Below are 13225 nucleotides of genomic sequence, written 5' to 3' on the forward strand. Positions count from 1 at the left end.
CAGGGCTCCGGTAAAAAATCAGAACGGTAATTGGAGATCAGGGGCAACACGTTTCAACTGGGCGTGGAACACGTCCTTGATGCGCTGCAACTCAGCCTCGGTATCCGCCTCGAAACGCAGCACCAGCACCGGTGTGGTGTTGGACGCGCGAACCAGGCCCCAGCCTTTGGCGTAATCGACTCGCACACCATCAATGGTGGTCAGGTTGGCGCCTTCGCCCCATTGCGCGTCGTGCAGTGCGTCAATGATGCTGAATTTGCTCTCCTCGGTCACATGGATATTGATCTCTGGCGTAGAAATATCATTCGGGAAGGTCTGAAACAGCTCTTCGGCAGTGGATTTTTCCTTGCTGAGGATCTCCAGCAGACGAGCGGCGCTGTAGATACCGTCGTCAAAACCGAACCAGCGCTCTTTGAAGAACACGTGACCGCTCATTTCACCGGCCAACAGCGCGCCGGTTTCCTTCATTTTCTTTTTGATCAACGAGTGACCGGTCTTCCACATTAGCGGGCGGCCGCCGTATTCCTTGATCAGCGGCGTGAGGCGGCGGGTGCACTTCACGTCGAAGATGATTTCGGCGTTGGGATTGCGCGCCACTACGTCACGTGCGAACAGCATCAGCAGGCGGTCGGGGAATACGATCTCGCCGGTCTCGGTCACCACACCTACGCGGTCACCGTCACCGTCGAAGGCCAGGCCGACATCGGCGCCGGTTTCCTTGACCTTGGCGATCAGGTCCACCAGATTTTCTGGCTTGCCTGGATCCGGGTGGTGGTTGGGGAAGTTGCCGTCAACCTCGCAGAACAACGGGATTACTTCGCAGTTCAGGGCTTCGAGCAGTTGCGGCGCGATCACACCGGCCGCGCCGTTGCCGCAGTCCACTACCACTTTGAGGCGGCGGGCGAGCTTGACGTCGCGGGTGATTTCGTCGGAGTAGCGCTGCAGGATGTCGACTTTGGTGATGCTGCCTTTGCCGCTGGTCAGGTCGTTGGTTTTCAGGCGGGTATGCAAGGCCTGGATCTGTTCGTTAGCCAGGGTGTCGCCAGCGATGACGATCTTGAAACCGTTGTAATCCGATGGGTTATGGCTGCCAGTGAGCATCACCCCGGACTTGCCGGCCAGGACGTTGGCGGCGTAGTACAGAGCTGGCGTTGGTACCAGGCCGACGTCGCTGACATGGCAGCCGGCGTCTGCCAGGCCCTGGATCAGTTGCTCCACCAACTCCGGGCCGGACAAACGACCGTCACGGCCGACCGATACGTTGGGTTCATCCTGAGCCAGGCTCTGGGCGCCGATGGCGCGGCCGATCCAGTAGGCCGTTTCGGCAGTCAGGGTCTTGGGCACCACGCCACGGATGTCATAGGCGCGAAAGATGCTGTCGGGGAATGTCGGGGCTACTCGGGCTGCGGTACTCATCGCGGGGGGAAACTCCATCTGAAGGGGGCAAGGCTGGCCTTAAAGTGGCTGACCGGCAGGCTCAAACTGAAGGGTATGACGGTGTTTTCGGCAGAGAGTTCGTGGTGCAAAAATGCCATCGGCGTTTGGAAGTCAGGCTTATTTCTGCGTAATACGTTGATTTAGCTAGGGAAATCTCGCTGATAAATTCCGCGCATTCTTCATCCTGAAAAGCCATGCGGTGGCGTCTGGCCGGGCAAAAGCACCCGGCCACGTTCAGCTTAGTCAGAGACTGCCTGAATGCCCAAAGCCGCCTGCACCACGTTGGGTTTCGTCGAATTCCTGCACCAGTTCGAGGTGCGCCTGTACCACCGGCACAAGAACAAGCTGGGCAATGCGCTCGCCGACCACGATGTTGAATGCGGTTTGGCCGCGGTTCCAGCACGACACCATCAACTCGCCTTGGTAGTCCGAGTCGATCAGGCCTACCAGGTTGCCCAGCACGATGCCGTGTTTGTGGCCCAGGCCGGAGCGCGGCAGGATCAGTGCAGCCAGACCAGGGTCGCCCACGTAGATCGACAGGCCGGTAGGGATCAGGACGGTCTGTCCCGGCTCAAGCAGGGTGTCTTGCTTGAGCATGGCACGCAGGTCCAGGCCGGCAGAGCCTGGGGTGGCGTAGGCCGGCAGTGGGAATTCGGTGCCGATGCGTGGGTCGAGGATCTTGGCTTGCAAAGCGTGCATGGAAATTAAACCTGGTTCAGCCGTTGGGCGATAAAAGAGATCAGTTGGCGGGCAATCTTGCCCTTGCTGGTCTGGGCGAAAAGGGTCGCGTGCAGGTCGCGGTCAATCACGCTGCAGGCGTTTTCCTCGCTGTTGAAGCCGATGCTCGGGTTGGCGACATCATTGGCAACGATCAGGTCGAGGTTTTTGTCTTTCAATTTGCGTGCGGCGTAGTCCAGCAGATGCTCGGTCTCGGCGGCGAAGCCGACGCTGAACGGGCGGTCAGGACGTGTGGCGATGGTGGCCAGGATGTCCGGGTTGCGCACCATTTGCAGGAGCAGGCCGTCGCCGCTTGTAGGGTCTTTCTTGAGCTTTTGCGGGGCGACGACTTCCGGGCGGTAGTCCGCAACCGCTGCCGAGGCGATAAAAAGGTCGCAGGGAATAGCCGCTTCGCAGGCCGCGAGCATGTCTCGGGCGCTGACTACATCGATTCGCGTGACGCGATCAGGGGTCGGTAGATGTACCGGTCCGGTGATCAGCGTGACGCGGGCGCCTGCCTCGACCGCGGCTTCTGCCAGCGCAAAGCCCATTTTTCCTGAGCTATGGTTGGTGATGTAACGCACCGGGTCGATGTTTTCCTGGGTCGGGCCGGCGGTGATCAACACGTGCTTGCCGGTCAGGGCCAAGTGCTGGAAGCACTCGGCGGCACACAGGGCCAGGTCGGTGGCTTCGAGCATGCGGCCCATGCCCACGTCGCCACATGCCTGGCTGCCCGATGCCGGGCCGAACACCTTGAGGCCACGGCTTTGCAGGAGTTGGGTGTTGGCCTGGGTGGCCGGATCGCGCCACATGGCCTGGTTCATAGCGGGGGCAATGGCGACGGTGGCGTCGGTGGCCAGTACCAAGGTAGTCAGCAGGTCATCGGCGATACCTTGGGCCAGGCGGGCGATCAGGTCGGCAGTGGCCGGGGCGATCAGCACCAGGTCGGCCCATTTGGCCAGTTCGATGTGGCCCATGGCGGCTTCGGCCGCCGGGTCCAGCAGGTCCAGGTGAACCGGGTGGCCGGACAGGGCCTGCATGGTCAGGGGTGTGATGAACTCGCTCCCGCCACGGGTCATGACCACGCGCACTTCGGCACCTTGGTCCAGGAGCCTGCGAACCAACTCTGCGCTCTTGTAGGCGGCAATGCCGCCGCCGACGCCGAGAACGATGCGTTTCCGATACAGACGCTGCATTGGTTTGCCTTTCCAGTTCAGTGAAGCCAGTTCAGTGGTGCGTGCGATCTCCCCTCCCCAGGTGAAATCGCACGCAAAAAAGAGGGGCTACGATAACACAGCGTCTGCCCCGCAACAGCGGCGCACATGTACAGGGAGGTGGGATGAGTATTCGTGATTGGCCGGCGGCAGAGCGGCCCAGGGAGAAGCTTTTGGCGTGGGGCGCGGCGAGTCTGTCGGATGCTGAACTGCTGGCAATCTTCCTGCGCACCGGTGTCGCAGGTCGGAGCGCGGTGGACCTGGCGCGCCATCTGCTGGCGCAATTTGGCGGCTTACGCCCGCTGCTGGAAGCAAGCCAGGCGCTGTTCAATCAGCAACTGGGCTTGGGGCCGGCGAAGTTTGCCCAGTTGCAGGCGGTACTAGAGATGTCCCGGCGGCATATGGCCGAACAGTTGCGCAATGAATCGGCACTGGAAAGTCCGGAAGTCGTGCGGGGATACCTCAAGGCGCTGTTGCGTCATGAGCCCCACGAGATCTTTGGCTGCCTGTTTCTCGATTCAAAGCATCGGGTGTTGGGCTTCGAGGCGTTATCCGAGGGCACCATCGACGCTGCTGTGGTGTACCCCCGGCAAGTGGTCAAGCGCGCGTTGGCTTACAACGCGGCGGCGTTGATCCTTTGTCATAACCATCCTTCGGGAAGCGTGGAGCCGAGTGCAGCTGATCGAAAATTGACCAAAGTCCTGCAAAAAGCGCTGGAGATGGTGGATGTGCGGGTGCTGGATCACATCATCGTGGGAGATGGTGATCCGTTATCGATGGCGGAATACGGATGGATGTAACCCCACCCTTTCAGGTGGGGTTACGGTTCAGGGCTTGACGCTGACCTTCGAGAAATCCTGGCGCCCGAACGGACTTACTTGATAGCCGTCGACACTCTTGCGCGCGAGGGCGAACGCCGTCGGATGCGCCAGCGGCAGCCACAGCGCCTGCTGCTGGATTTGCGCCTGGGCCTGTTGATACAGCTTGCTGCGCACCCCTTGCTCGCTGGTGGTTTTGCCGGCACTGATCAGTTTGTCCAGCGCCGGGTCGCAGTAGCGAGCGAAGTTGGTGCCTGACTTCACTGCTGCGCAGGAAAACTGCGGGGTCAGGAAGTTATCCGGGTCACCGTTGTCGCCGGCCCAGCCCATGAACAGCAGGTCATGCTCGCCGGCTTTGGCGCGGCGAATCAGTTCGCCCCATTCGATCACTCGGATCTCGGCCTGGATGCCGACTTTGGCCAGGTCGGCTTGCAGCAATTGCGCGCCGAGGTTTGGGTTAGGGTTCAGCAGGCTGCCAGTGGGACGTGTCCAGATGGTGGTCTTGAAGCCGTCCTTGAGCCCCGCGCGATTCAGCAGGGCCTTGGCCTTAGCGAGGTCCTGTGGATAACCCGGCAAGTCCTTGGCGTAGCTCCAGGTGTTGGGAGGATAAGGGCCGTTGGCGGCTTCGGCGGTGCCTTCAAATACGGCTTTGAGGTAGCTGGCCTTATCGAAGGCCAGGTTGATCGCTTGACGTACTTCGGGTTTATCCAGGGGAGGGTGCTGGCTGTTGATCGCCACGAATGCAGTCATGAATGCAGCGGTCTTTTCCACCTTGAGGGCTGGGTCTTTCTCTGCCTCGCCTACATCCAGGGGTTTGGGCGACAGGGCGATCTGGCACTCATCGCGGTGTAGCTTCTGCAGGCGCACGTTGGCATCCGGCGTGATGGCGAAGATCAAGTTATCCACAGCCGGTTTGCCGCCGAAGTAGTCCGGGTTGGCTTTGTAACGAACCACAGCGTCTTTCTGGAAACGGCTGAAAATGAACGGGCCGGTACCAATCGGTTGGCTGTTGAGTTTCTCCGGCGTGCCGGCCTTGAGCAACTTGTCGGCGTATTCGGCCGAGTAAATCGAGGCGAAGCCCATGCTCAGGGCTGCGAGGAAAGTGGAGTCGGCATGATCCAGAGTGAAGCGCACCGTCAGCGGGTCGAGGGCATCGATCTTCTTGACCAGTGTTGGCAGTTGCAGAGACTGGGCGTGAGGGAAGCCGCTTTGGGCGATCTTGTGCCACGGGTTGGCCGGGTCGAGCATGCGTTCAAAGCTGAAGCGCACGTCTTCGGCGGTCAGGCTGCGGCTTGGGGTGAAATACTCGGTGCGGTGGAACTTCACATCCGGGTGCAGCTTGAAGGTGTAGGTCAGGCCGTCCGGCGACACTTCCCAGCTGTCCGCCAGACTTGGCACCAGCTTGCCGCTGGCGGCATCGAAGTCCACCAGGCGGTTCATCAGTACGTCGGCGGAGGCGTTGGTGGTGGTCAGCGAGTTGTATTGCACCACATCAAACCCTTCAGGGCTGGCCTCGGTGCACACGCTCAGGTTGGTGGCGGCAGAGGCCAGCGGCGCGATAAAGAGAGGGGCAAGCAACAGCGGTAGGGCAGCGAGGCGCATATTCGGTTTCCTTTGCAGATCGAAGGCCCATCTGCGAGTGCAGTCTGGAAAAGTCCTACCGTAGTGCTCTGATTGATAAATGACTAGCCCATTTTTGCCTGTGCTTTTGGCTCAAATGCTGTTTTGATGGCGCCTCAGATTGTTTCGCCGTGCACTTTACGGTGCGTGCGGGCGCTGAAAATCATTCTGTGCGACGAGCGGTCGGCTGTTGTATCGGCCCCTCCTGGCAACGGTTCAGGCGTCAATGGTCGAGATTTACTCCGGTAAAAACGCACTCGCTGTTGTTGCACCAAGGTCTTTCTGGTATAAAGCAGCGCTCTTTTCTAGGGGCCCGGTTCCTTCGCTTGTAGGTGTAGCCGGTAAGACCCTAAAGAAACGCGGCGCCTGGCGCCAAATGACTGAGAGATTAAGCGGCCAACCCATGCCGGGTTGGGCATGTGGTTTTAGAGGGCTGAGGCATGTCGAGAGTCTGTCAAGTTACCGGTAAGGGTCCGGTGACTGGGAATAACATTTCCCACGCAAATAACAAAACCCGTCGTCGTTTCCTGCCGAACCTGCAGCATCACCGCTTCTGGGTTGAAGAAGAGAAACGTTTTGTTCGCCTGCGTGTATCTGCTAAAGGCATGCGTATCATCGACAAGCGTGGCATCACTGTCGTGCTGGCCGAAATCCGTGCCGCTGGCAAGATCTAAGGAGCTCTATCATGCGTGAATTGATTCGAATGATCTCTAGCGCCGGTACTGGTCACTTCTACACTACCGACAAGAACAAGCGTACTACCCCGGACAAGCTCGAAAAGAAAATGTTCGACCCGCGCGTTCGCAAGCACGTGATCTACAAAGAAGGCAAAATCAAGTAATTGATTTTCTTCCTTGTGAAAAAAAGCCCGTCTCTCACGAGTCGGGCTTTTTTTTGCGTGGAATTTGGTTGATCAGGTCTTCTGTTCAAACACCACGTAGATCTTGCGGCATGGTTCCAGTACTTCCCAGGTGCCGCTGAAGCCAGCAGGAATCACAAAGCGGTCGCCGGCGCGCAAGGTCTTGGCATTTCCCTCGGCGTCGCGCAGCACGGACACACCCTGCACGATTTCGCAGTACTCATGCTCGGTGTAGCTGACCGTCCACTGCCCGACATCACCTTCCCAGACCCCGGCGCTCATCTGGCCGCATGGGCTGTTGTAGTGGTTGTAGACCGTTTGTTCGGGATCGCCCTTGAGGATTTTTTCGGCGGCAGGGCGATAGCGGTCGGGGGCGGTGGTGGCTTGGCTGAAGTCGACGATGTCCTGGATGCTCATGTGCGTGTCCCGTCTGGCCTGGGGTTGAAGTGCCCAAAGTCTATGTTTATTAAAATGAACATCGCAAGGGCGTTTACCCGCGTTATGTCAAATATATTGAAACATCCCCAGCCGCTGGTTTAGGGTGGCAGCTGCCTTTGAGCCGAATAGTTGGTTGGCGGGCAAGCATTCTTTGAGGCTGCCGGGGGACATCGCCTGGCCCTTGTATTCAATAAGAGGAGGACACTCGCATGACCACCCTGACCCGTGCCGATTGGGAACAACGTGCCAAGGATCTGAAGATCGAAGGCCGCGCCTACATCAATGGCGAGTACACCGACGCTGCTTCCGGCGACACCTTCGAATGCATCAGCCCGGTCGATGGCCGTCTGTTGGCCACTGTCGCCAGCTGTGACGCCGCCGACGCCCAGAGCGCAGTGGAAAATGCCCGCGCCACCTTCAATTCCGGTGTCTGGTCGCGCCTTGCGCCGGCCAAACGCAAAGCCACCATGATCCGTTTCGCTGCGCTGCTCAAGGCCAATGCCGAAGAGCTGGCACTGCTTGAAACCCTGGACATGGGCAAGCCAATCAGCGATTCCCTGAACATTGACGTACCCGGCGCGGCGAATGCCCTGAGCTGGAGCGGCGAGGCCATCGACAAGATCTATGACGAAGTCGCCGCCACGCCGCACGATCAACTGGGCCTGGTGACCCGCGAGCCGGTCGGCGTGGTTGGCGCCATTGTGCCGTGGAACTTTCCGCTGATGATGGCGTGCTGGAAACTCGGCCCGGCGCTGTCCACCGGTAACTCGGTGATCCTCAAGCCTTCCGAAAAATCTCCCCTGACGGCCATCCGCATCGCGGCCCTGGCTGTTGAGGCCGGTATTCCGAAAGGCGTTTTCAACGTGCTGCCGGGCTACGGCCACACCGTCGGAAATGCCCTGGCGCTGCACATGGACGTCGACACGCTGGTATTCACCGGTTCGACCAAGATCGCCAAGCAACTGTTGATCCGCTCCGGCGAGTCGAACATGAAGCGCGTATGGCTGGAAGCTGGCGGCAAGAGCCCTAATATCGTGTTCGCCGATGCGCCGGACCTGCAAGCTGCCGCCAACTCCGCAGCCAGCGCCATTGCCTTCAACCAGGGCGAAGTCTGTACCGCGGGTTCGCGCTTGCTGGTGGAGCGCTCGATCAAAGATACATTTCTGCCGCTGGTTATCGAGGCCCTCAAGGCCTGGAAACCTGGCAACCCGCTGGACCCGGCGACTACCGTCGGCGCGGTGGTGGATACCCAGCAGATGAACACCGTGCTGTCTTACATCGAAGCGGGTCACACCGATGGCGCCAAACTGGTGGCCGGTGGTAAGCGCATCCTGGAGGAAACCGGCGGTACCTACGTGGAGCCAACGATTTTCGATGGTGTGACCAACGCCATGAAGATCGCCCAGGAAGAGATCTTCGGCCCAGTCCTGTCGGTAATTACGTTCGACAGCGCCGAAGAGGCTATCAAGATCGCCAACGACACGGTGTATGGTCTGGCCGCAGCCGTGTGGACTGCTGATATTTCCAAAGCGCACCTGACCGCCAAGGCCCTGCGCGCCGGCAGCGTGTGGGTCAACCAATACGACGGCGGTGATATGACCGCGCCGTTCGGTGGCTTCAAGCAGTCGGGTAATGGTCGCGACAAGTCGCTGCACGCGTTCGACAAATACACCGAGCTGAAGTCGACCTGGATCAAGCTCTAAGCAACACCGCAGGCCAAATGTGGGAGGGGGGTTGCCCCCCGATAGCCGTGTGTCAGGCACTAAAAGTGCCCAATGATTCACCGCGATCGGGGGCAATCCCCCTCCCACACTGCTTTGTGTGTCCTCAAGAATTATCCACAGGAGTGTGGCAATGCGTTGGGCGACCTATTTCGCCGTGTTGGCCTCGGTACTCAGTGTCGGTCTGGCCCTGGGGGTGAGCATGCCGCTGGTGTCCCTGCGCCTGGAAGGCTGGGGTTACGGCAGTTTCGCCATTGGCGTGATGGCCGCCATGCCGGCCTTCGGTGTATTGCTCGGTGCCAAGGTCTCCAGTCGGCTGGCCTCCTGGCTCGGCACTGCCAACCTGATGCGCCTGTGCCTGTGGGCCGGGGCTGTGTCCATCGGTTTGCTGGCGATTCTGCCCAGTTACCCCGTATGGCTGGTGCTGCGGCTGATGATCGGGGTGATTCTGACCATTGTGTTTATCCTCGGCGAAAGCTGGATCAACCAACTGGTGGTGGAGCAGTGGCGCGGCCGCCTGGTGGCGTTATATGGCTGCAGTTATGCCCTGAGCCAGCTCTCGGGCCCACTGCTGCTGGGCCTGATTGGCACCGACCATGACTACGGCTTCTGGGTCGGCGTTGGCCTGTTGCTGGTGGCGCCGCTGTTGCTGCTGGGACGCTCAGGTGCGCCCACCGCTGACTCGTTCAGCGTGACCTTCGCTGACCTGTGGCGCTTTTGTAAGAGCCTGCCGGCGATTGCCTGGGCGGTGGCGCTGTTCGCCGCGTTCGAGGCAATGATCCTGACGCTGCTGCCGGTGTATTGCCTGCAACAGGGTTTTACTGCCGAGATCGCCTTGGCGATGGTCAGCACAGTGGTGGTCGGCGATGCGCTGCTGCAATTGCCCATCGGTGCGCTGGCCGACTACCTGCCTCGACGTACGCTGTTTCTGAGCTGCGCGGTGCTGTTACTGGCGTCCAGCCTGGCGATTCCGTTGACGTTGCACACGCTGTTGATCTGGCCGATATGGGTAGTGTTCGGCGCCAGTGCTGGCGGGTTGTTTACCCTCTCGTTGATCCTGATTGGCGAGCGCTATCGTGACGATGCGCTGGTGCGCGCCAATGCCCATATCGCTCAGTTGTGGGGCATCGGGTGCCTGGTCGGCCCGCTGGTGGCCGGTGCGGGCAGCCAGTGGATCAACGGGCATGCGCTGCCGCTGTTAATGGCAGCCGGGGCGTTGGGGTTGGTGGTGCTGTTGCTGCGCCAGGGCGCATTCGGTACCGCACAGCCAGCCTGATTTGAAAGGCGATCGAATGTGGAAGGGGGGCAAGCCCTCTCCCGCATTCGATCTTCATTGTGCTTAGAGCATGCGTTCCAGGCCGACCGAAGTGGCAAACCAGGCATTGAAGCGCCGCCACCAACTGCCAGGTTCGCGGGTCAGGGTGTGCCGTTGGCCGTTATCTTCGGTCACCCACACCACGTTGCCGTCCTGCAGTTTCGCCTCATAACTCAAGGCGGGCGCCATGCCTTGCAGCGCGAGTTTGCGCACGTGTTCCGCCAGTTCGGGGCTGTCCACCAGGACACCGACTTCGGTGTTCCACAGCACAGAGCGTGGGTCGAAGTTGAACGAGCCGATAAACGATTTCGTCCGATCAAAGATCATTGCCTTGCTGTGCAGGCTGGAATCCGAACCTCGGAAGGTGCCCCGGCGAAACAAGTGCGGGCCGCTGCCACCCCCGTCGCCCGGTTGGCGGCGCAGTTCATAGAGTTTGACTCCGTGCTCCAGCAGCGCCTTGCGATACGGCGCATAGCCACCGTGCACCGCCGGCACGTCGGTGGCTTCAAGGGAGTTGGTCAGCAGGCTCACGGACACACCCGCGTCGGCGCGCCCCGTTAGGTACACCAGTCCTGGCTGCCCCGGTACGAAGTACGCCGAGATCATTATCAGCTCTTGGTTGACACCCTCCAGCTCCGGCGCCAGCTGGGTGGTCAGCAGCAGGCGTGGGTCTGGGTCGGCCTTGGACAGCACCTTGCTCGGCGCGTCCCACAATGCCTGATTCCAGGCCCAGATCAGCTCGCGACGCCAGATGTCCATGCGCGGTTGGGTCTGGTAGGCGCGCAGGCGGTTGTACAGCGCGTGATTCTGCTGGCGCGACTCGGCCAACGACGCCTCCAGGCGCACGCGCGCGACGGCCAGGTCGCCTTTGGAGGGGCTGTTTGAGACGAAGTCGTCGATGGGTTTGCTCAGCGCGCTGTTCCAGTACTGATCGAAACTGTGCCCGAGCTGCTCGGCCACCGGCCCGACGCTGAGCATGTCGATATCGGTGAAGTTCAGATTGGGCTCGGCGTCGAAATACTCATCCCCCAGATTTCGCCCGCCGACGATGGCCACGCTGTTGTCCGCCAGCCACAACTTGTTGTGCATGCGCCGGTGTTGCAGCGACAGGTCGAACAGGCGACCCATGGCCCGCGTCACACCCGTGCTGCGCCCCAGGTGCAGGGGGTTGAACAGGCGAATTTCGATCTTGGGGTGGGCGGCGAGGGTGGCGATGATTTGGTCGAGGCCGTCGCTGGTGGTGTCGTCCAGCAGGATGCGCACGCGCACGCCACGGTCGGCGGCTTTGAGCAGTTCATCTACCAGCATGCGCGTACTGATGCCATCGTGGACGATGTAGTACTGCAGATCGAGGCTGGTCTGGGCGTTACGGATCAGCTCGGCGCGGGCCATGAAGGCTTCGCTGCTGTTGGGCAGCAGGCGGAAACCGGAGCGCCCTTGGTAAGGCGCGGCCTGGGCCTGGATCGAGCGGCCGAACGACGACTGTGCAGCCGGCAGTGCGTCGCTGGGGATGCGCTCAGTGCTCACCGTGGCGCAGCCACCCAGGCTCAGTGCTCCCAGCAGGAAAAGCGGTAAAAGCCGTCGAATCATCAAGGGAGGCGCTTCCAGATCAGAGCAGTTGTTGGCATATGACGGCAATTTCCCGCGAAAGGTCAGTCGGTCGACTCGGCCAACATCTTTATCGCGGCGGCACCGACCTTGCGTACCGCTTCTTCAATCTGCGGGGTTGGTTTAGCACCGTAGTTCATGCGCAGGCAGTTGCGGTACTTGCCCGACGCAGAAAAGATACTGCCTACCGCAATCTGTACACCCTGTTCCACCAGCACCCGGTTGAGCTTGAGGGTATCGAAGCCTTCCGGCAATTCCACCCAGAGCATGAAGCTGCCTTGGGGACGGCTGGCGCGGGTGCCCGCCGGGAAATAGCGGCTGACCCAATCGAGCATCAAGTCGCGATTACGCTGGTATTGAGTGCGCATCCGCCGCAAATGAGGTTCGAAATGCCCGCCCTTGAGAAATTCGGCAATCGCGATCTGCGGTTGGGTCGCGGTGGAGCCGGTGCTGATGTATTTCATGTGCAGTACCCGCTCAAGGTAGCGCCCCGGTGCTACCCAGCCAATACGCAGGCCCGGCGCGAGGGTTTTCGAGAAGGAGCTGCAGAGCAGCACTCGGCCGTCTTCGTCGAAGGATTTGATAGTGCGCGGGCGCGGGTAGCTGTAGGCCAATTCGCCATAGACGTCGTCTTCGATGATTGCCACGTCAAAGCGTTGGGCCAGGGTCAGCAGTGCGCGTTTGCGTGCCTCCGGCATGATGTAGCCTAAGGGGTTATTGCAGTTGGGGGTCAACTGGATGACCTTGATCGGCCACTGCTCCAAGGCTAGTTCCAGTGCTTCAAGGCTGATGCCGGTGATGGGGTCGGTGGGAATCTCCAAGGCTTTCATGCCCAGCCCCTTGAGGGTCTGCATGGCGCCGTGAAAGCTCGGCGAGTCCACCGCGACGATATCGCCAGGATCACAGATAGCGTGGATGCTGGCGGACAGCGCCTCATGGCAGCCAGTGGTGATTACGATGTCTTCGGCGGTCAGTTGGCAGCCTGAATCCAATGACAGCCGTGCGATTTGCTCACGTAATTCCATACAGCCGAGGATGTTGTCGTAGTACAGCCCGGGCAGATCCTGACGCCGGCTTACGCGCGCGAGGCTGCGCAACAAGGGCTTCAGGGTGGGCGACAATACATCCGGCATGCCCCGGCCCATCTGTATGACGTCTTTGCGTGGCACGGCGCGAATCAGTTCCAGCACTTGGTCCCACTGAGAGATTTCCACCGGCCGCTGTGCTGGCCGGCCCACCTCCGGTAATGCTGGCAGCTCGCGGCCGACGGGTACAAAGTAGCCGGACTTGGGCTTGGGCATCGCCAGACCGTTGTCTTCCAGCACGCGATAAGCCTGTTGCACGGTGCTCAGGCTGACCCCGTGTTCCACGCTCAAGGCCCGTACAGATGGCAATCGATCACCGGGGCGATAGAAGCCCTGTTCGATACGAGTGCCCAGCAATTCGGCGAGGTTGACATAGAGGGTCATGACGGTCGC

11 protein-coding genes and 1 pseudogene are annotated in these 13225 nt (G+C 60.5%); 5 read left to right on the forward strand and 7 right to left on the reverse strand.

All coding sequences use genetic code 11. From position 1 onward, the window contains the following. Nucleotides 1-18 precede the first annotated feature (18 nt). The 3 genes and pseudogenes from ACKZ62_RS00170 to coaBC all read right to left on the reverse strand — a co-directional run. Nucleotides 19-1440 (reverse strand): annotated as a pseudogene (locus ACKZ62_RS00170) (phosphomannomutase/phosphoglucomutase); the annotation flags it as partial. 240 nt (nucleotides 1441-1680) lie between these two features. After that, the gene (dut, locus tag ACKZ62_RS00175) at nucleotides 1681-2136 is read right to left on the reverse strand and encodes a dUTP diphosphatase (protein WP_447096188.1); all 456 of its coding nucleotides are present in this window, start codon (nucleotides 2134-2136) and stop codon (nucleotides 1681-1683) included. 5 nt (nucleotides 2137-2141) lie between these two features. Next, nucleotides 2142-3350 (reverse strand): bifunctional phosphopantothenoylcysteine decarboxylase/phosphopantothenate--cysteine ligase CoaBC, encoded by a 1209-nt coding sequence (gene coaBC, locus ACKZ62_RS00180; RefSeq protein WP_016970585.1) that lies wholly within the window; start codon nucleotides 3348-3350, stop codon nucleotides 2142-2144. 143 nt (nucleotides 3351-3493) lie between these two features. Here coaBC and radC point away from each other — a divergent pair, with 143 nt between their 5' ends. Continuing rightward, nucleotides 3494-4168, forward strand: coding sequence for a RadC family protein (radC, locus tag ACKZ62_RS00185; RefSeq protein WP_032884400.1), 675 nt, complete (start codon nucleotides 3494-3496; stop codon nucleotides 4166-4168). 27 nt (nucleotides 4169-4195) lie between these two features. Here radC and ACKZ62_RS00190 read toward each other — a convergent pair whose 3' ends face one another. After that, the gene (locus ACKZ62_RS00190; protein WP_447096189.1) at nucleotides 4196-5788 is read right to left on the reverse strand and encodes an ABC transporter substrate-binding protein; all 1593 of its coding nucleotides are present in this window, start codon (nucleotides 5786-5788) and stop codon (nucleotides 4196-4198) included. Between the two features lie 458 nt (nucleotides 5789-6246). On the opposite strand from ACKZ62_RS00190, the gene rpmB reads away from it, so the two are divergent. Then, entirely contained in the window at nucleotides 6247-6480 is a 234-nt protein-coding gene (gene rpmB / locus ACKZ62_RS00195) for a 50S ribosomal protein L28 (RefSeq protein WP_003176907.1), read from the forward strand. Nucleotides 6481-6491: 11 nt separating this feature from the next. Next, nucleotides 6492-6647 carry a 50S ribosomal protein L33 gene (gene rpmG / locus ACKZ62_RS00200; RefSeq protein WP_003176906.1) on the forward strand — a complete coding sequence of 52 codons (156 nt, stop codon included), beginning with the start codon at nucleotides 6492-6494 and terminating at the stop codon, nucleotides 6645-6647. A 72-nt stretch (nucleotides 6648-6719) separates the two neighbouring features. On the opposite strand, the gene ACKZ62_RS00205 is transcribed toward rpmG, so the two are convergent. Continuing rightward, complete coding sequence (locus ACKZ62_RS00205; protein WP_032884397.1) at nucleotides 6720-7082, reverse strand: cupin domain-containing protein; 363 nt, start codon at nucleotides 7080-7082, stop codon at nucleotides 6720-6722. A 230-nt stretch (nucleotides 7083-7312) separates the two neighbouring features. Between ACKZ62_RS00205 and ACKZ62_RS00210 the strand changes: the two genes are divergently transcribed. Then, a complete protein-coding gene (locus ACKZ62_RS00210; protein WP_032884395.1) occupies nucleotides 7313-8806 on the forward strand; it encodes an aldehyde dehydrogenase in 1494 nt (497 codons plus the stop codon). A gap of 151 nt (nucleotides 8807-8957) precedes the next feature. Next, entirely contained in the window at nucleotides 8958-10100 is a 1143-nt protein-coding gene (locus ACKZ62_RS00215; RefSeq protein ID WP_095185205.1) for an MFS transporter, read from the forward strand. A 63-nt stretch (nucleotides 10101-10163) separates the two neighbouring features. On the opposite strand, the gene ACKZ62_RS00220 is transcribed toward ACKZ62_RS00215, so the two are convergent. After that, nucleotides 10164-11729: a phospholipase D family protein gene (locus tag ACKZ62_RS00220; RefSeq protein WP_447096190.1), complete on the reverse strand. Its 1566-nt coding sequence runs from the start codon at nucleotides 11727-11729 to the stop codon at nucleotides 10164-10166. 62 nt (nucleotides 11730-11791) lie between these two features. After that, nucleotides 11792-13216, reverse strand: coding sequence for an aminotransferase-like domain-containing protein (locus ACKZ62_RS00225; protein ID WP_032884391.1), 1425 nt, complete (start codon nucleotides 13214-13216; stop codon nucleotides 11792-11794). Nucleotides 13217-13225 lie beyond the last annotated feature (9 nt).

The sequence above is a fragment of the Pseudomonas sivasensis genome, from assembly GCF_052938085.1.